The sequence below is a fragment of the Streptomyces sp. NBC_00075 genome (assembly GCF_045041225.1).
Taxonomy (GTDB): Bacteria; Actinomycetota; Actinomycetes; order Streptomycetales; family Streptomycetaceae; genus Streptomyces; species Streptomyces adonidis.
The window spans coordinates 2,506,178-2,525,080 of sequence record NZ_CP108243.1 but is presented as its reverse complement, the minus strand read 5'-3'; the positions used below and the strand labels follow the sequence as shown (position 1 = coordinate 2,525,080).

The 18,903-nt window shown below is 71.4% G+C and carries 15 protein-coding genes and 1 riboswitch; of the genes, 10 read left to right on the top strand and 5 right to left on the bottom strand.

The annotated features are described in order from the left end of the window. Positions 1-108: 108 nt before the first annotated feature. The 4 genes from OG787_RS10705 to OG787_RS10690 all read left to right on the top strand — a co-directional run bounded on the left by OG787_RS10705 (position 109) and on the right by OG787_RS10690 (position 4,963). Positions 109-1,503, top strand: coding sequence for a M16 family metallopeptidase (locus OG787_RS10705; RefSeq protein ID WP_369029349.1), 1,395 nt, complete (start codon positions 109-111; stop codon positions 1,501-1,503). Next, complete coding sequence (locus tag OG787_RS10700; protein ID WP_369029350.1) at positions 1,500-2,888, top strand: M16 family metallopeptidase; 1,389 nt, start codon at positions 1,500-1,502, stop codon at positions 2,886-2,888. Before OG787_RS10705 ends, OG787_RS10700 begins: the two co-directional genes overlap by 4 nt. A 215-nt stretch (positions 2,889-3,103) precedes the next feature. Beyond that, positions 3,104-3,271, top strand: a riboswitch (cyclic di-AMP (ydaO/yuaA leader). A gap of 13 nt (positions 3,272-3,284) precedes the next feature. Continuing rightward, entirely contained in the window at positions 3,285-4,079 is a 795-nt protein-coding gene (locus OG787_RS10695; protein ID WP_369029351.1) for a M23 family metallopeptidase, read from the top strand. 188 nt (positions 4,080-4,267) lie between these two features. Next, entirely contained in the window at positions 4,268-4,963 is a 696-nt protein-coding gene (locus OG787_RS10690) for a GntR family transcriptional regulator (RefSeq protein WP_369029352.1), read from the top strand. A gap of 165 nt (positions 4,964-5,128) precedes the next feature. On the opposite strand, the gene OG787_RS10685 is transcribed toward OG787_RS10690, so the two are convergent. Continuing rightward, complete coding sequence (locus OG787_RS10685) at positions 5,129-5,410, bottom strand: HPr family phosphocarrier protein (protein WP_006379745.1); 282 nt, start codon at positions 5,408-5,410, stop codon at positions 5,129-5,131. Between the two features lie 178 nt (positions 5,411-5,588). On the opposite strand from OG787_RS10685, the gene OG787_RS10680 reads away from it, so the two are divergent. The 5 genes from OG787_RS10680 (at position 5,589) to OG787_RS10660 (ending at position 12,636) form a co-directional block, all read left to right on the top strand. Continuing rightward, positions 5,589-8,531: a GNAT family N-acetyltransferase gene (locus tag OG787_RS10680; protein ID WP_369029353.1), complete on the top strand. Its 2,943-nt coding sequence runs from the start codon at positions 5,589-5,591 to the stop codon at positions 8,529-8,531. A 40-nt stretch (positions 8,532-8,571) separates the two neighbouring features. Next, positions 8,572-9,159 (top strand): DUF5998 family protein, encoded by a 588-nt coding sequence (locus tag OG787_RS10675; RefSeq protein ID WP_389356130.1) that lies wholly within the window; start codon positions 8,572-8,574, stop codon positions 9,157-9,159. Next, positions 9,159-10,349: an alkaline phosphatase family protein gene (locus OG787_RS10670; RefSeq protein ID WP_369029355.1), complete on the top strand. Its 1,191-nt coding sequence runs from the start codon at positions 9,159-9,161 to the stop codon at positions 10,347-10,349. Before OG787_RS10675 ends, OG787_RS10670 begins: the two co-directional genes overlap by 1 nt. A 67-nt stretch (positions 10,350-10,416) precedes the next feature. Further along, complete coding sequence (locus OG787_RS10665; RefSeq protein ID WP_369029356.1) at positions 10,417-11,067, top strand: thymidine kinase; 651 nt, start codon at positions 10,417-10,419, stop codon at positions 11,065-11,067. Between the two features lie 276 nt (positions 11,068-11,343). Next, positions 11,344-12,636: an NlpC/P60 family protein gene (locus OG787_RS10660; protein WP_369029357.1), complete on the top strand. Its 1,293-nt coding sequence runs from the start codon at positions 11,344-11,346 to the stop codon at positions 12,634-12,636. A 49-nt stretch (positions 12,637-12,685) separates the two neighbouring features. On the opposite strand, the gene OG787_RS10655 is transcribed toward OG787_RS10660, so the two are convergent. After that, positions 12,686-13,483 (bottom strand): VOC family protein, encoded by a 798-nt coding sequence (locus OG787_RS10655; protein ID WP_369029358.1) that lies wholly within the window; start codon positions 13,481-13,483, stop codon positions 12,686-12,688. A gap of 381 nt (positions 13,484-13,864) precedes the next feature. Here OG787_RS10655 and OG787_RS10650 point away from each other — a divergent pair, with 381 nt between their 5' ends. Continuing rightward, positions 13,865-14,707 carry a sulfurtransferase gene (locus OG787_RS10650; RefSeq protein ID WP_369029359.1) on the top strand — a complete coding sequence of 281 codons (843 nt, stop codon included), beginning with the start codon at positions 13,865-13,867 and terminating at the stop codon, positions 14,705-14,707. Between the two features lie 119 nt (positions 14,708-14,826). On the opposite strand, the gene sepH is transcribed toward OG787_RS10650, so the two are convergent. From sepH to OG787_RS10635, 3 genes are all read right to left on the bottom strand, one after another. Further along, positions 14,827-15,846 carry a septation protein SepH gene (gene sepH / locus OG787_RS10645; RefSeq protein ID WP_369029360.1) on the bottom strand — a complete coding sequence of 340 codons (1,020 nt, stop codon included), beginning with the start codon at positions 15,844-15,846 and terminating at the stop codon, positions 14,827-14,829. 406 nt (positions 15,847-16,252) lie between these two features. After that, on the bottom strand, positions 16,253-17,572 hold the full coding sequence (locus OG787_RS10640) for a D-arabinono-1,4-lactone oxidase (RefSeq protein ID WP_369029361.1): 1,320 nt from the start codon (positions 17,570-17,572) through the stop codon (positions 16,253-16,255). Next, the gene (locus tag OG787_RS10635; RefSeq protein WP_405535029.1) at positions 17,532-18,770 is read right to left on the bottom strand and encodes an MFS transporter; all 1,239 of its coding nucleotides are present in this window, start codon (positions 18,768-18,770) and stop codon (positions 17,532-17,534) included. The genes OG787_RS10640 and OG787_RS10635 overlap by 41 nt, the downstream gene beginning before the upstream one ends. Positions 18,771-18,903 lie beyond the last annotated feature (133 nt).

Genomic DNA, 18,903 nt, shown 5'->3' with positions numbered 1-18,903 from the left:
GTACGTCCGCCGGGAACTTCGCCAGCACTCCGCACGCTTGCATACAGTGGCAGGACCGGCAGGAAATCAGCGGTTGCAACAACCGCATCCGCGATCGAAGGGACGTACATGCCCATGGGTCACACGGCCACAGCCGAGGCAGGCTCCGGCGGCCTGACAGCGACAGAGCACCGCCTCGCCAACGGGCTGCGCGTGGTGCTCTCCGAGGACCACCTGACCCCGGTCGCGGCGGTGTGCCTCTGGTACGACGTCGGATCACGCCATGAAGTCAAGGGCCGTACGGGCCTGGCTCACCTTTTCGAGCACCTGATGTTCCAGGGCTCGGGCCAGGTGAAGGGCAACGGCCACTTCGAACTGGTCCAGGGCGCGGGCGGCTCGCTCAACGGCACCACCAGCTTCGAGCGCACCAACTACTTCGAGACCATGCCCACCCACCAGCTGGAGCTCGCCCTCTGGCTGGAGGCCGACCGCATGGGCTCGCTGCTCGCGGCCCTCGACGACGAGTCCATGGAGAACCAGCGGGACGTCGTCAAGAACGAACGCCGGCAGCGCTACGACAACGTCCCCTACGGGACGGCGTTCGAGAAGCTGACCGCCCTCGCCTACCCGGAGGGCCACCCCTACCACCACACGCCGATCGGCTCGATGGCGGACCTGGACGCGGCGACCCTGGAGGACGCAAGGGCGTTTTTCAGGACCTACTACGCGCCCAACAACGCCGTCCTGTCGGTCGTCGGGGACATCGACCCCGAGGAGACGCTCGCCTGGGTCGAGAAGTACTTCGGCTCCATCGCCGGGCACGACGGCAAGCCCGCGCCGCGCTCCGGCGCCCTCCCCGACATCATCGGCGAGCAGCTGCGCGAGGTCGTCGTCGAAGAGGTCCCCGCGCGCGCGTTGATGGCCGCCTACCGGCTCCCGGAGGACGGCACGCGCGCGTGCGACGCGGCCGACCTGGCGCTCACCGTCCTCGGCGGCGGCGAGTCCTCCCGCCTCTACAACCGGCTCGTACGGCGCGACCGTACGGCGGTGGCGGCCGGCTTCGGCCTGCTGCGACTGGCCGGAGCGCCCTCCCTGGGCTGGCTGGACGTGAAGACCTCCGCGGACGTCGAGGTGCCGGTCATCGAGGCCGCCGTCGACGAGGAACTCGCGCGGTTCGCCGCCGAGGGCCCCACGGCCGAGGAAATGGAGCGCGCCCAGGCCCAGTTGGAGCGCGAGTGGCTGGACCGTCTCGGCACGGTCGCGGGCCGCGCCGACGAACTGTGCCGCTTCGCCGTGCTGTTCGGCGACCCGCAGCTCGCGCTGACCGCCGTCCAGCGCGTGCTGGAGGTGACCGCCGAGGAGGTCCAGCAGGCCGCCAAGGACCGGCTGCGCCCCGACAACCGCGCGGTGCTCGTCTACGAGCCGGTCGCCGGAGAGACCGCCGAGGACGCGGATCCCCCCGAGGACCCCGAGGCCGAGGCCACGGTCGAAGCCGGCGACAAGGACGAGGAGGCGGCCAAGTGACCGAGCTCACCACGATGAAGTTCCACCCCCAGCCCCAGGCGGGCGAGGCCAGGCCCTGGGCCTTCCCGGCCCCCGGACGCGGCACGCTCGACAACGGCCTGACCGTCCTGCGCTGCCACCGCCCCGGCCAGCAGATCGTCGCCGTCGAGGTGCTCGTCGACGCTCCCCTGGAGGCCGAGCCGGCCGGTCTCGACGGCGTGGCCACGATCATGGCCCGGGCCTTCTCCGAAGGCACCGACAAGCACTCCGCCGAGGAGTTCGCCGCCGAACTGGAGCGCTGCGGCGCCACCCTCGACGCGCACGCCGACCACCCCTGCGTCCGCCTCAGCCTCGAAGTCCCCGTGTCACGGCTCCCCAAGGCGCTCGGTCTGCTGGCCGACGCCCTCCGGGCACCCGCGTTCGCGGACAGCGAGATCGAGAGGCTGGTGCGCAACCGGCTCGACGAGATCCCGCACGAGACGGCCAACCCGGCCCGCCGCTCCGCCAAGCAGCTCTACAAGGAGCTGTTCCCGGAGACCTCGCGCATGTCCCGGCCGCGCCAGGGCACCGAGGAGACGGTCGCGAAGATCGACTCCGCGGCCGTACGCGCCTTCTACGAGAGGCACGTCCGCCCCGCCACGGCCACCGCCGTGGTCGTCGGCGACCTCACCGGCGTCGACCTGGACGCGCTGCTCGGCGAGACCCTGGGGGCGTGGACCGGTTCGACGGCCCAGCCGCGGCCCGTGCCGCCGGTGACCGCCGACGACACCGGCCGCGTCGTGATCGTGGACCGCCCGGGCGCCGTGCAGACCCAGCTGCTCATCGGCCGCATCGGCGCCGACCGGCACGACCGTGTCTGGGCCGCCCAGGTCCTCGGCACGTACTGCCTCGGCGGCACCCTCACCTCCCGCCTGGACCGCGTCCTGCGCGAGGAGAAGGGCTACACCTACGGTGTGCGGGCGTTCGGCCAGGTCCTGCGCTCGGCCCCGGACGGCACGGGCGCCGCGCTGCTCGCCATCAGCGGCTCCGTCGACACGCCGAACACCGGTCCCGCCCTGGAGGACCTCTGGAAGGTGCTGCGCACGCTCGCGGCCGAGGGGCTCACCGACGCCGAGCGCGATGTCGCGGTGCAGAACCTGGTGGGCGTCGCCCCGCTCAAGTACGAGACGGCGGCGGCCGTGGCGAGCACGCTGGCCGACCAGGTCGAGCAGCACCTGCCCGACGACTACCAGGCCACGCTGTACCGGCAGCTCGCCGCCACCGGCACCGTGGAGGCCACCGCGGCGGCCGTGAACGCCTTCCCGGTGGACCGGCTGGTGACGGTCCTCGTCGGTGACGCGGCGACGATCGAGGAGCCCGTCAGGGCCCTCGGCATCGGCGAAGTGAGCGTCGTTTCCGCCGAGTAGCGGCACCGCGATGCACGACAGGGGCCCGGTGACGGAAGCGTCACCGGGCCCCTCTTGTCCATATTGATGGGCAAGTTGCCCGTATTGATGGAGAGGTTGACCGTCTGCCCTGTGGCATGCGCTACAAAACCCGTGATCGGTTTGTTGATTGAAAGTTACGCGGCTTAGCGTCGGTCCGGCTGTCCGTCACGCACCACGCCGCAGCCGCGGCACCCGGACAGTCATCGCCGAGTCCCCACATGGCGCGAGCCAGGGGAGCCGGGGACCCACACTGTGCAGTCCCTGGGGTGAATCGGACGCCCGCGCGCCCAGCGAGGGGGTCCGTAGGAGACCTTCCTGCTCCGAACCCGTCAGCTAACCCGGTAGGCGAGAAGGAAGGAAAGGACCAGCCACTACATGGCGTTCACCCGCGCCACCGGGAAGCACCGTCGTCCCCGCCGCCCCAGCCTCGTCACCCGTACCACCGTCCGCGCGGCAGGCGTCGCGGCCCTCGCCACCACCGGCGCCGTCGGCAGCCTCGCCGCCCCGGCGCTCGCCGCAGAGTCCACGGTCGAGCAGACCGGCCTCACTCCGGTGATCTCCATCGGCGAGACGCTCGCCGACAAGATCGACGCGCAGGCCGCCGCCCAGGAGCAGGCCGCCGAGAAGGCCGCCGCCGAGAAGCGGGCCGTCGCAGCCGAGAAACGCGCCCTGGCCGCCGCGAAGAAGGAGGCGGAGGAGCGGGCCAAGGAGGCACGCGAGGCGGAGGCCCGCGCCGCCCGCGAGGCCGAGCGCAAGCGCCTCAACACCTTCGTCGCCCCGATCTCCGGCTCGTACATCTCCACCGGCTACAAGGCGGGCGGCGCCGTCTGGTCCTCCGGCAGCCACACCGGCATCGACTTCCACGCCTCGTCCGGCACCACCGTCCACGCGGTGGGCTCCGGCACGGTCGTCGAGGCGGGCTGGGGCGGCTCCTACGGCAACAACATCGTGATCAAGATGATTGATGGTACGTACACTCAGTACGGTCATCTGTCGTCCATCAACGTGTCCGTCGGCCAGACGGTCACCCCGGGGCAGCAGATAGGTCTCTCCGGGGCCACCGGCAACGTCACCGGTGCGCACCTCCACTTCGAGGCCCGCACGACCGCGGAGTACGGCTCGGACATGGACCCCGTCGCCTACCTCCGCTCGCACGGTGTGAACGTCTGACAACCACGCGCATCTCTTGTCGTGGCCCCGGCTCCCCGAGCCGGGGCTTTCGGCGTTTCCGACGGCCCTGTGTCCAAAAAATATCCCCGGATTCCGGCCTGCCGTCGGAAATTCCGGTTCTCTGCAATAGAGTCACTGAACACACGTCAATCGTCGACGTTTCACGGGGATTAAAGCGGAGGTCGGACATGCGTATTCCGGCGCACTCGGTATGCACGGCGATCCGGGACGACATCGTCGCCGGTGTCTACGAGCGCGGCAGCCGGCTCACCGAGGAACTGCTCGCGCGCCGGTACGGCGTCTCGCGCGTCCCCGTCCGCGAGGCCCTGCGCACCCTGGAGGCCGAGGGCTTCGTGGTCACCCGGCGGCACGCGGGCGCGTGCGTCGCGGAACCGACCGAGCAGGAGGCCTCCGACCTGCTGGAGATGCGCATGCTCCTGGAGCCGCTGGGTGCCTCCCGGGCCGCCCAGCGACGCACCGAGGCCCATCTGAAAGTGCTGCGCGGCCTGGTCAGGCTGGGGCAGGAGCGGGCCAGGAGGGGCAACAGCGAGGATCTGCGCTCCCTGGGCGGCTGGTTCCACGAGACGCTCGCCCAGGCCTCCGGAAGCCACGCCCTGACCTCGACGCTCACCCAGCTCCGGCACAAGATCGCCTGGATGTACGCGGTGGAGGCCCCGGCCAATCCCGTCGAGTCCTGGACCGAGCACGGGGCGATCGTGGACGCCGTGGCGCGCGGCGACAGTGAGCGGGCGCGAGCCGTCACGGCGCTGCACACCGAGCGGGCGACCGGCGCGCACCGGCTGCGCTTTCCGGGCGGCGGAGACCGCCCGGAGCGTGTGAGGACTTCGCAACATCCCGTAAACATGACGGGCCTGCGTCATTAACACGGGCGCCGTATACAAAGAGGGTGGAATTCGCGGGGGATTATTTCTGCTGCCCATAAACGATAAACGTGAAGGGCTCACCCGGAATTCCGGGTGAGCCCTTCACGTGTGCGGGTGGTGCCTTTGAGGCGACGGCTGACCGCGGCAGTCGGCGCCTTCAATTTCTCAGACCGTCTCGGGAAGTTCCTCGAGTCCCTCGGCCACCAGCTTCGCCAGGCGGTCGAGCGCCGCGTCGGCGCCCTCCGCCTCGGAGGCGAGGACGATCTCCTCGCCGCCCTGGGCACCCAGGCCGAGGACCGCCAGCATGGAGGCCGCGTTGACGGGGTTGCCGTCGGCCTTGGCGATCGTCATGGGGACGCCGGCGGCCGTGGCCGCACGGACGAAGATGGAGGCGGGGCGGGCGTGGAGGCCCTCCGCCCAGCCGACGTTGACGCGGCGCTCAGCCATGTGATGCTGCCCTTCACTGTCTCAGGGTTGTCTAGACCATTGTTCCATAGCGTGAAGCGTTCCGGGAGGCAGGTGGAAACCTGTCCCGGAACCGCGTTCGGACCCCGGCCTGGGCCCGACTTCGGTCCCCACAGACTGCCTCGCGACGTTGTCGTACGCGAGCCGTACTCTGGGGCGCATGCAGAACTCGTCGGACCGGCACGAGTACCCCGCCCACTGGGAGGCGGACGTCGTGCTGCGCGACGGCGGCACCGCCCGCATCCGGCCCATCACCGCGGACGACGCCGACCGGCTGGTCAGCTTCTACGAGCAGGTTTCGGACGAGTCGAAGTACTACCGCTTCTTCGCGCCCTATCCGCGCCTGTCCGCAAAGGACGTCCACCGCTTCACCCACCACGACTTCGTGGACCGGGTGGGGCTCGCGGCCACGGTCGGCGGCGAGTTCATCGCCACCGTACGCTATGACCGCATTGATGCCGACGGCCTGCCCGCGTCCGGTCCCGCCCACGAGGCCGAGGTCGCCTTCCTGGTGCAGGACGCCCACCAGGGCCGGGGTGTCGCCTCGGCCCTCCTCGAACACATCGGGGCCGTCGCCCGCGAGCGCGACATCCGCCGCTTCGCCGCCGAGGTCCTGCCGGCCAACACCAAGATGATCAAGGTGTTCACGGACGCCGGGTACACCCAGAAGCGCAGCTTCGAGGACGGCGTCGTCCGCCTGGAGTTCGACCTGGAGCCCACCGACCGCTCACTCGCCGTCCAGCGCGCGCGGGAGCAGCGGGCCGAGGCACGCTCCGTACGACGGCTGCTCGTCCCGGGTGCGGTGGCCGTCATCGGCGTCGGCCGTGCCCCCGGCGGCGTCGGCCGCAGCGTTCTCGACCACATCAGGGACGCCGGTTTCACCGGTGACCTGTACGCGGTCAACAGTGCCTTCCCGGAGGAGCAGAAGGACATCGACGGGGTGCCGGCCCACCGGTCGGTGCGGGAGATCGAGGGCTCCGTCGACCTCGCGGTCGTCGCCGTCCCGGCCGAGTACGTCCCCGATGTCGTCGCCGAGTGCGGAGAGCACGGGGTGCAGGGCCTCGTCGTGGTCTCCGCCGGGTACGCCGAGAGCGGCCCCGAAGGGCGGGAGCGGCAGCGCGAACTCGTACGGCACGCGCGCACGTACGGGATGCGCATCATCGGCCCCAACGCCTTCGGCGTCATCAACACGGCCGAGGACGTCCGGCTGAACGCGTCGCTCGCCCCCGAGATGCCGAGGCCCGGCAGGATCGGCCTGTTCGCGCAGTCCGGCGCCATCGGGATCGCCCTCCTCTCCCGGCTGCACCGGCGCGGGGGAGGCGTCACCGGGGTCACGGGAGTGTCGACGTTCGTCTCCTCCGGCAACCGGGCCGACGTGTCCGGCAACGACGTACTCCAGTACTGGTACGACGACCCGGACACCGACGTCGTCCTCATGTACCTCGAATCCATCGGCAACCCGCGCAAGTTCACGCGCCTCGCGCGGCGCACGGCGGCGGCGAAGCCGCTGGTGGTCGTCCAGGGGGCGCGGCACGGCGGCGCCGCTCCACAGGGGCATGCCGTACGGGCCACGCGGCTGCCGCACGCGACGGTGTCCGCGTTGCTCCGGCAGGCCGGGGTGATCCGCGTGGACACGATCACCGAACTGGTCGACGCGGGGCTGCTGCTGGCCCGGCAGCCCCTGCCCGCCGGGCCGCGGGTGGCGATCCTGGGGAACTCGGAGTCGCTGGGGCTGCTGACGTACGACGCGTGCCTGTCGGAGGGCCTGCGGCCGCTCGCGCCGCTGGATCTGACGACGGGGGCGTCGCCGGAGGACTTCCGCCGGGCGCTGTCGGAGGCGTTGGCGGACGAGGGGTGCGATGCGGTGGTGGTGACCGCGATCCCCACGGTGGGGGAGGGCACCCTCGGGGACGCCGCGTTGGCCGAGGCGCTTCGGTCGGCCGCGGCGGAGGTTCCGGGGAAGCCGGTGCTGGTGGTGCACGTGGAGTTGGGCGGGCTGGCGGAGGCGCTGTCGGCTGCCGCGAGCACCGCACCACAGGCGGGTTCGACGGCACCCGGCGTTGCGGGCGGTGCCCACCCGTTCCGCCCTGCGGAACGCCTGCCCACCGCGGCAGCGAGGACAGGGACGTCAGCGGCTGTGGGAACCCAGCCACCCACTGCGGGTGCTGCACCGCCGCAGCCCGCCGCACCGGAGGTGCCCGCCCCTGCAACGCCGCCCACCCCCGACTCCTGCTCCCGTCTCATCCCCGCCTACCCCGCCGCCGAGCGCGCCGTGCGCGCCCTCGCCGAAGCCGTGAAGTACGGGCAGTGGCGGCGGGAGGTCGCCGAGCCCGGCAAGGTGCCCGAGTCCATCGACGCGGACATCGACGAGAAGGGGGCCGCCGAGCTGATCGGCGGGCTCCTCGCGCGTGGGCAGGGGCTCACGCTCGGTACGGACGAGACGTGCGAGCTGCTCGGGACGTACGGCATCCCGGTGCGCAGGGCCCTGCCCGCGCTGAGCGCCGACGACGCCGTGGCCGCCGCGCGGACCATCGGCTACCCCGTCGCCCTCAAGGCCACCGCCCCGCACCTGCGCCACCGCGCCGACCTGGGCGGCGTACGCCTGGATCTCGCGGACGAGGAGCAACTGCGGCGGGCGTACGCCGAGTTGACCGGCCTCTTCGGGAATCCGCACGAGGTGCGGCCCGTCGTACAGGGGATGGCGTCGCGGGGAGTCGACACCGTCGTACGGGCGGTCATCGACCCGGCGGCCGGCGCGGTGCTGTCCTTCGGGCTCGCCGGGCCCGCCTCGCAGCTGCTCGGGGACACCGCGCACCGGCTGATACCGGTCACCGACCGCGACGCGGCCTCACTGATCCGGTCGATCCGGACGGCGCCGCTCCTCTTCGGCTGGCGCGGCTCGGCGCCGGTCGACACCGGGGCGCTGGAAGAACTGCTGCTCAGGGTGTCGCGGCTCGTCGACGACCACCCCGAGGTGATCGCCGTGTCCCTGGAGCCGGTGGTCGTCGCACAGCACGGGCTGAGCGTGCTCGGGGCGTCGGTGCGGCTGGCCCCGCCGCCCGTCCGTGACGACCTGGGTCCCAGGACACTTCCTGTGTACTGAGCGGTGCCTCGCAGTCAGTGGGCCCCCGTAGGATGGGCACATGGCCAAGACCAGTACGACGACCCAGGGGCTGCGAGCGGCGATCGAGCGCAGCGGCTACTACCCGGCCCTCGTGGCCGAGGCGGTGGAGGCCGCGATCGGCGGCGACTCCATCCGGTCGTACCTGGTCCACCAGGAGACGACGTTCGACGCGAACGAGGTGCGTCGGCACGTGACCGTGCTCGTCCTCACGGGCAACCGGTTCATCGTCAGCCACACGGACGAGCAGGCCGCGGACACCACGTCCCCGACGCCGTACGCCACCACGTCCACGGAGTCCGTGAAGCTCGGCCGGATCTCGTCCGTCGTGCTCAGCAGGGTCGTCGCCAACCCGGAGTCGTACACGCCGGGCACGCTGCCCCGTGAGGTCGTCCTGACCATCGGCTGGGGCGCCGTCGCCCGTATCGACCTGGAGCCGGCCGCCTGCGGCGACCCCAACTGCGAGGCCGACCACGGCTACACGGGCAGTTCCACGGCGGACGACCTGAGCCTGCGCGTCAGCGAGGCCGGCGACGGCCCCGAGACGGTGCGCCAGGCCCTCGTCTTCGCGCAGGCCCTCTCCGAGGCGACCGCGGACGTCGCCCGCTGATGTCCCAGCCCACCACCTGGGACCACCCGGAACCACTCGCAGTCTCCTCCGCGCCCGTCCCGCACTACGGCACGGGCTCGCTCGCCGACCTGCTGCCCACCCTGGCCGCCGGCATGGACGTACCGGGCATGTCCTCGGCCATCCCGGAGCTGGCGCCCGCCGACCGGAACTGCGTGTTCCTGATCGACGGCCTGGGCTGGGAGCAGCTCCTCGCCCACCCGGACGAGGCCCCCTTCATGAGCTCCCTCATAAGCAGCTCACGAGGTGACACGGGCCGCCCGATCACCACCGGCTACCCCGCGACCACCGCGACCTCCCTCGCCTCCGTCGGCACCGGACTGCCGCCGGGCGCGCACGGCCTGCCCGGCTACACCGTCCGCAACCCGGCCACCGGCGAGCTGATGAACCAGCTGCGCTGGCAGCCGTGGACGGAACCGCGCGCGTGGCAGCCGCACCCCACGGTGTTCCAGCTGGCGCACCAGGCCGGTGTGCACACGGTCCAGGTCTCCTCGCCGACCTTCGAGAACACCCCGCTGACCAAGATCGCGCTCAGTGGCGGAACGTTCCGGGGGAAGCTGTCCGGCGAGGACCGCATGGACCTCGCCGCCGAGCAACTGGCCGCCGGTGACCGCTCGTTGGTCTACACGTACTACGCCGAGGTGGACGGCAAGGGCCACCGCTTCGGCGTCGACTCGGACGCCTGGCGCGGCCAGCTCATGTACGTCGACCGGCTCGTCCAGCGGCTGGCGGAACAACTCCCGCCGCGCGCCGCCCTGTACGTCACCGCCGACCACGGCATGATCGACATCCCCTTCGACGAGCAGCACCGCATCGACTTCGACGAGGACTGGGAACTGCGCGCCGGCGTCGCCCTGTTGGGCGGCGAGGGCCGGGCGCGGCACGTGTACGCGGTGCCGGGCGCCCAGTCCGACGTACTGACCTGCTGGCGCGAGGTGCTCGGCGAGCAGTTCTGGGTGGCCTCGCGGGACGAGGCGATAGCGGCGGGCTGGTTCGGACCGACGATCGACGAACGGGTGTACGCCCGGATCGGCGACGTGGTCGCGGCGGCGCGGGACGACGTCCTGATCGTCGCCTCCGAGCGGGAGCCGAGGGAGTCGGCGATGGTCGGCAACCACGGCTCGATGACCCCCGCGGAACAGCTCGTCCCGCTGCTCCAAGTACGCTCCTGACGCTCGCCCCCTTCCCGACCCGTCTGCCCCTCCTCCGTGTCCCTCGCCGAAAGGTGCTCAACTTCCCATGTCCGAGCTGGTGTTCTTCTCCGGGACGATGGACTGCGGGAAGTCGACCCTGGCGCTGCAGATCGCGCACAACCGGTCGGCCAGGGGGCTGCAAGGCCTGATCTTCACCCGGGACGACCGTGCGGGGGAGGGCAAGCTCTCCTCGCGGCTCGGTCTGGTGACCGACGCGGTCGAGGCGGTCCTGGGGATGGATCTGTACGGCTATGTCGTGGACCGGGTGTCGCAGGGCGGCCGGGTCGACTACCTGATCGTGGACGAGGCGCAGTTCCTGGCGCCGGACCAGATCGACCAACTCGCGCGCGTGGTCGACGATCTGCGCCTCGACGTCTACGCCTTCGGCATCACCACCGACTTCCGTACGAAGCTCTTCCCGGGCTCGCGACGGCTGATCGAGCTGGCGGACCGGATAGAGACGCTCCAGGTCGAGGCGATGTGCTGGTGCGGCGCGCGTGCCACGCACAACGCCCGTACCGTGAACGGCGAGATGGTGGTGGAGGGCGAGCAGGTCGTGGTCGGCGATGTGAGCAGCCTCGCCGCGGAGGTCGGCTACGAGGTGTTGTGCCGACGCCACCACCGTCGCCGCATGACGAGCGCCTCCGCGCACGCCGGCGCGCTCTCCCCGGACGTCCTGCCGGTCGGCCCTGCCTGATCGTCGTCGCCCGAACAGGCCGCTCCGGTCCGCCGGTTCCGGCGCCCGGTCACCTGCCGCTTCTCGGCCCGCCGAGCCTTCCCAGAACGCTCCGCCTGAACCCCGAGCCACCCCCGATACGACGAAGGTCACAATTACGTATCGGACATTTCGCGCTTCAACCTTCACTTGAACCGCACAAGTTGGCTAAGTTGACCTCCGTACGACTTCTTCCCAAGTCGCTGTTCGAAGCAGACAGTTGACTCGGGGGTGGAACACGGAAGGAGCTCGTCCCGCATGGCGCCGGAACGAACCCGTAATGATGGGCCGAGCCGTGAGGAGGTCCAGCAGCGGATCAACAGCCTCTACGACCAGGCCGAAAGCGCCTCCGGGACCTTCAACGCCACCCGCGCGATGAAGGTCGGCATGCGCAGGCGCGTCAACCCGACGCCCGACACCGCGCGCAGGCGCTCGGACCCCGCCCTCGACGAGGTCACCCGACCGTGGTTCGACGCGGCGCGCGCCAAACTGGGCCCGACACTGCCGGCCGTACTGCCGCCCGACAGGAGGCCGGCCCGCGCAGCCGAGCCCCGCCCCGCTCGTCCCGCGAGCCCTCCCGCCGAACCGGCCGCCCGCGCCGTGCCGGAGCTGACCGCCGCACCCATGCCCGCGTTGCCCACGGGATCCGCGCGTGAACTGTCGCCCGTACCCAGGGCCGAACTGCCGCCCGCGCCGGTCGCCGAACTGCCCGCCGCGCCCATGAACGCGCTGTCGGCCGTGCCTTCACCGCGTCAGGAAGCCCCGGGGGGCCTGACCGCGCTGCCCGCCGAGCCCAGCTGGTTCCCGTCGCCCGCCACGAGCACCGCTCCGCTCCCGGCCGAGATGCCGCAACTGCCCCAGTCGGCAGGTCCGGGCACGGACGCGTCCCTCGAAGGCACACCCCTGTACGCGGGCACGCTCCGGGACGGGAACTACGCCCTCGTCACCGAACTCCCCCTGGTCGCGGACCCGTTCCCGGTGGCGGACCCGTTCCCGGCCGCCGCCCCGTTCCCCGTCGCGGAGGCGCCCTACGTCGCCCAGGCGCCCCACGTCGCGCAGACCTCGTACGTCGCACAGACGTCCTACGGCACGGGAACCTACTTCGGCACCGACCCGTTCCTGGGCGCCGGTGCCGTGGCCGGCGCGAGCATCGGCAACGGCATCGCGTTCGGGCTGGAGCCGGGTGCGAAGGCCGCGAAGGCGGTCGCCTTCGCCCGTGCGCAGATCGGCAGGCCGTGCGTCTGGGGCGCGGTGGGACCGGGGTCCTACGACAACTCCGGTCTCATCCAGGCCGCCTGGAAGGCCGCCGGGGTCGCGCTCCCGCGTGCCGTGCACGAGCAGGCGAGCGCCGGCATGGCGATCCACCTCGCCGACATCCGGCCCGGCGACCTGGTCTTCTTCCACGGCGACATGGGCCACGTCGGTCACGTGGGCATCTGTGTCGGCGACGGCACGATGATGCACGCACCGAGTCCCGGCGCGACGGTCCGCGAGGACTCGATCTTCGCGGCCGGTGAGGCGGCGATCCACAGCGTCCTGCGGCCGGCGTAGGGGCTACGGCGCAGGGGCCGTCAGGGGGCCGTCAGTGGGCCCTCCCGGATCACCTCTGGATCAGTGAGAACAACGCCCCCTCCGGGTCCGTCACCGTCGCCACGCGCCCGTGTGCGCTGTCGTGCGGAGGCTTGACGACATGGCCGCCCAGGTCCGCCAGCTGTGTGGCCGCCGCGTCCGCGTCGGAGACCTCGAAGTACGTCATCCAGTGCGGACCCCGGTCCCGGGGCAGGGAGTTGCCCACGCCGTGGATGCCGGCGACCGGTCGGCCCTCGACGTGCAGGGTGACGTAGTCGAAGTTCGCCGACACCACGGGCTCCTCCTCGTAGCCGAAGACGGTCTTGTAGAACTTGGCGACGCTCGACGAGTCACGGGTCACCAGCTCGTTCCAGGCGGGTGTGCCGGGGACGCCGGTGATGTCCGTGCCCAGGTGGGCGGCGGCCTGCCAGATGCCGAACACCGCTCCCATCGGGTCGGAGGCGATCGCCAGCCGGCCCGCCTCGGCCGCGTCCAGGGGGCCGACGCCCACTGTGCCGCCCGAGTGGCGGACCATCTCCGCCGTGAGGTCCGCGTCGTCCGAGGCGAGGTACGGCGTCCACGCGATGGGGAGATGGCGGTCCGGCGGCAGCTGGCCGATGCCGGCCACCTCATGACCGTCCAGCCGGGCCCGGACGTACCAGCCGAGCTGCTGGGGGCCAGGTTCGAACTCCCAGCCGAACAGCTCCCCGTAGAAGTCCTGGGTCGCCGCCATGCCGTGCACCATCAGACTCACCCAGCAGGGTGTGCCGGGCGCGTGCCGGTCGTGCGCCTCGCTGTTCCGGCCGGCCGACTCCCGTGCCTCGGTCATCGTCACTCTCTCCTCGACCCCTCGCGGTGGCCGTGTCACTTCCGCTGTCCGCCGCGTCGGCGGACCTGCCGCATACCGTCGTACGGCGTGCCTCGTCCCGTACGTCCGTCGTGCCGTGCCGCGATCCCGCGCGCACGCACGCCCCGTGCCGATGCTCGCACCACCCGCGGTACCGCGCGCTCCGGCCGCGCCGACCCCCGCACGTCCTCGTCGTGAGGGTGCCCGATCCGCCGTTTCCCGCCCGTTTCCATGCGATTGCCGCAGGGTGTCCATCGGTCGTACAGCATGTGCCCGATCCAGTACGCCCGGTGATCGAACCTGTCCGGCGGGAGAGTAGCCCGCCCTGGCCGTCGCGGCCACCCCGTACGCAAGGATGGAGCCATGAACGCCATCATCTCCGCACCCGAACTAGTGAACGAGCTGGCTGGTTCCCGTCCGCCGGTCCTGCTCGACATCCGCTGGCAGCTGAGCATGCCCGGCGCTGCGCCCTTCGACGGGCGCGTCGCGTACGCCGCCGGGCATCTCCCTGGCGCCGTCTTCGTCGACCTGGACCGGGAACTCGCCTCCGCGTCGGGGGCGGGTGGCCGGCATCCGCTGCCCGACCCGGAGGTGTTCGGCGCGGCGATGCGCCGCGCGGGTGTCTCGTCCGGCGTCCCGGTCGTTGTGTACGACGGCGGACAGGGCTGGGCGGCGGCCCGCGCGTGGTGGCTGCTGCGCTGGACAGGTCACCCGGACGTGCGGGTCCTTGACGGCGGGTTGCCGTCCTGGGAGGGAGCGCTCGACACGGACGTACCCGCGCCCGCCGAGGGCGACTTCACGCCGGCGCCGGGAGCGGTGGAACTGCTGGACGCGGACGGCGCCGCCGCACTGGCCCGCTCCGGCCTGCTGCTCGACGCCCGCGCGGGGGAGCGCTATCGGGGCGAGGTCGAGCCCATCGACCGGGTCGGCGGCCACATCCCGGGCGCGGTCTCGGCCCCCACGAACGAGAACGTGGGACCCGACGGCCGCTTCCTGCCCCCGGACGAACTGGCGGCCCGCTTCAGGACCCTGGGCACAACGGACACCACCGCGGTAGGCGTGTACTGCGGCTCAGGCGTCTCGGGCGCCCACGAGGTCCTCGCCCTGGCGGTGGCGGGCATCCCGGCGGCGCTGTACGTCGGCTCCTGGTCGGAGTGGTCGAGCGACCCGACGCGCCCGGTGGCCGTGGGCCCGGACCCGCAGTAGCCCAACAGTTCCATGCCCCCCGTTCGGCTGAACGGGGGGCGCGAAGCGCCCCGTCAGGGGCGCGGGGAACTGTGCGACCAGCCACGGCGGCGCCGCGGCGGACCGAGGAACCCTGCGGGCTACTCCTTGTTTTTGCGGCGCGTGCCGAACACGATCTCGTCCCAGCTCGGTACGGCCGCTCTACGCCCAGGCCGCACCCCGTCCGCCTCCGCCTGGCGGTCGGTCGCACCGACCAGCCGGTCACGGTGAGCGCCGACGGAGCGAGGCATCAGCACGTCCGCGTACGCGGAACCCGCCGAGGCCGCGGGAGCCGGAGGCTCTTCCACCTCGGGTTCGGGTGCCGGTTCCTCCGGGGCTTCCGTGGAGGAGGGTCGTTCCGGCACGACCATGTCGCCACGGAAGCTCGGTACCGCCTCCAGCAGGCTGGTCAGTGAATCGCGCTCGCTCGCGCTCTCCTCGGTGGCCTCCGGCGACGGTGCCGGCAGGGCCGGACGGTCCAGCGGGCGGTCGCGCGGCAGCCGGGCGATGCGCGGTACGAACGGGAAGCTGGGCTCGGGCGCCGAGAGGTCGTCCGACTCGCCGATCAGCGAGCGGGCCTCCTCGTCGACGGCCTGGACGAGCCGCCGGGGCGGGTCGTACGTCCAGCTCGCCGAGTGCGGTTCACCGGCGACCAGATAGACCAGCAGGACTTCCCAGGTGCCGTCGTCGCGGCGCCACGAGTCCCACTGGACGGTGTCCTTGTCGGCGCCACGGATCGTCAGCCGCTCCTGCACGGCCTCGCCGAGCTGTGGACCGGCGTTCTCACCGGGCCGGCGGACCGGAGTCTTCCGGGCCCGCTCGGCCATGAAGGCTCGTTCGGCCAGCACGGGGCCCTCGAAGCGACGCACACGATCGACCGGAATCCCGGCGAGCTGCGCCACTTCTTCCGCGGACGCACCGGCACGTATACGTGCCTGGATGTCGCGGGGGCGGAGATGACTCTCCACCTCGATCTCGATCTGGCCGAGGCGGGGACGGTCGCCGCGAACGGCGGCGCGCAGACGCTCATCGATCGGAAGCGTGTACTCCGTGCTGTCCGCAGCCTTCAGCACCAGCCGTGTGCCGTCGTTAGAGACGGCCACGACACGCAGTTCGGGCATGGGGACCTCCCGGGTGGTGCCTGCCGACGTCACGTGCGTCGCTGCTTCCGCTAGTCGAGTGTGGCCTGCCCGGGTGCAGCCTGCCACAACCTTGCCGAGTTGCCCGGCGTGTCGGGCGCGGGCCCGAGATCGCCGTTATGTCACGGTTATCTATTCGCAACGCTAAGTGACAAACTCCGTCACCCTGTGCAACGAGCCCCCTCTTGGCGATCCTGGAAGGCCCCGGACGCCCAGGCGGGAGACCGGACCCAGGGCTCGCAACAGTACTCCATTTGGGCCACGTGCGTGGATTGGCACGCCACCCAATTCCAGCAGGGGAGTGCGAGTTGGCCGATCTCCCACCGGTTCCGTGACCTCGGACGCAACGCAGTTCACGTAAACATCGGAAACGGAACCAATTGCTTCGCTACGCGCCGAGAACCCGTCGCAAGTAGTCGTTCTGGAACAGCCGTTCGGGGTCGAGCCGGTCCCGCAGGGCGGTGAACTCCCCGAAACGGGGGTAGACCCCCGCGAAGTAGTCGGCGTCCCGCGTGTGCACCTTGCCCCAGTGCGGCCGTCCCTCGTGCGCCGTGAAGATGCGCTCGGCGGCGGTGAAGTACGCCTGATAGGGCGTCCCCCGGAACATGTGGACGGCCACGTAGGCGCTGTCGCGGCCCGATGCCGTGGACAGCGCGATGTCGTCCGCCGGGGCCGTACGCACCTCCACGGGGAAGCTGACCCGCAGGTCCGACTTGTCGACCATCGCCTTGAGTTCGCGCAGCGTCTCCACCAGGGCCTCGCGCGGAACGGCGTACTCCATCTCCACGAAGCGCACCCGGCGCGGAGACGTGTAGACCTTGTACGGGATGTCCGTGTACGTCCGCGCGGACAGCGCCTTGCTGGAGATCTGCGCGATCGTCGGGATCGTGGCCGGCACCGTGCGGCCGACCAACTGGGCTGCCTGGAAGACGCCGTTGGAGAGGAACTCGTCCTCGATCCAGCCCTTGATCCGACTGACCGGTTTCTCGGGGCCCGCGCTGCGGTTGTTGCGCTTGGTGTTGGTGTTGCCGGTGTGCGGGAACCAGTAGAACTCGAAGTGCTCGTTCTCGGCCCAGAGTTCGTCGAAGGTGCTGGTGACCTTGTCGAAGGTCATCGGCTCCTCGCGGGCGGTGAGCAGGAAGAGCGGCTCCACGGCGAAGGTGATCGCGGTGATGATCCCCAGGGCGCCGATGCCGACCCGGGCCGCCGCGAAGACCTCCGGATTCTCCTTCTCGGAGCAGGTGAGCACCGAACCGTCCGCCGTCACCAGCTCAAGGCCCTTGATCTGGGCGGCTATCGAGCCCGACTCGCGGCCGGTGCCGTGGGTGCCGGTGCTGGTGGCGCCCGAGACCGTCTGCTCCATGATGTCGCCCATGTTCGTGAGCGACAGACCCTCGCGGGCCAGAGCCATGTTGAGTCTCTTGAGCGGAGTACCCGCCTCGACCGTGACCGTCAGGTTCTCGCGGTCAATGTTGCGGATACCGGTCAACAGTTGAGGGCGGATCAACACCCCATCGGTGGCGGCGGTCGCCGTGAAGGAGTGCCCGGTGCCGACGGCCTTCACCTTCAGACCGTCCGCGGCTGCCTTCTGTACGGCCGCCGAAAGTTCCTCCACGGAAGCGGGCGTGACCTCCCGGGCCGGCCGGGCGGTGACGTTGCCCGCCCAGTTACGCCACGTGCCGCTCTTGCCGCTCGCTGTGCTGCTCAACGGTGCCTCCCCGACGCGGAGCCGGCCTGCTCAGCCGGCGGTACCCGAGGAAACCGACCGCGACCGCGACGGCCCCGGACGCCACCGGAACCCCGTACCCGGCGCTCGCACCGGCGGCGTCGATCACCCAGCCGGACACGGAGGAGCCGAGCGCGACACCGACCGCGAGCCCGGTGCTCACCCAGGTCATGCCCTCGGTCAGTTGCGCGCGTGGTACGTGCTGTTCGATGAGGGACATCGTCGTGATCATCGTGGGTGCGATGGACAGGCCCGCAACGAACAGCGCCACGGCCAGAAACGGCAAGTTTCCGACCAGTAGGAGGGGGATCATACTCACGGCCATCGCACATATGCCCAGCAGCCACCGGCGTTCCGGGGCTCCCGGAAGGTGCAGCAGCCCGAACACCGCTCCCGCCGTGCAGGAGCCCGCCGCGTAGAGGGCCAGCACGACGCTCGCGGCGCCCTGATGACCCCGTTCCTCGGCGAAGGCGACGGTGACCACGTCGACCGCCCCGAAGATCGCCCCGGTCGCCGCGAAGGTGACCACCAGGACCTGGAGACCGGGGGAGCGCAGCGCCGAGCCGCCCTTGTGCTGCGCGCGCGGATGCGGCTCGGGCTCGGTGGCCCGCTGCGCCGTCAGCCAGAAGACTCCGGCCGCCAGGAAGCACGCGGCGAGCAGCGGCCCCGCCTCCGGGAACCACACCGTGGACAGCCCGATGGAGATGATCGGCCCGAAGATGAAGCAGATCTCGTCCACCACGGACTCGAAGGAGTACGCGGTGTGCAGCTGCGGGGTGTCCCGGTACAGAGCCGCCCACCGCGCGCGGGTCATCGCGCCGACGCTCGGTACGCAGCCGATGCCGGCGCCGCACACGAACAGCACCCAGTCCGGCCACTCGAAGCGCGCGGTGAGCAGCAGCCCCGCCGAGGCCACCAGGGCGCAGAGCGTCGCGGGCCGCAACACCCGCCGCTGCCCGTACTGGTCGACCAGCCGCGAGACCTGCGGACCCGCCAGCGCGGCGGCCAGGGCGATGGTCGCCGTGAGGGCGCCCGCGAGCCCGTAGCGCCCGGTGAGCTGGGAGATCATCGTGACCACGCCGATGCCCATCATCGACAGCGGCATCCGGCCGAGGAACCCCGCGGCGGTGAAGCGCCCGGCGCCGGGGGCGGCGAACAGGGCGCGGTAGGGGCTGGGCACGGGGAGACTCCGGTCGATCCGGTGAGACGTGAGGGATGCGCGGGTAAGGCGTGAAGGAAGCCGATACAGCTTACGGGTCAGGTGCCCCTGACGCACCCGCTGAGACAGGCCGCGATCCCGGCTGCCCGAGGGG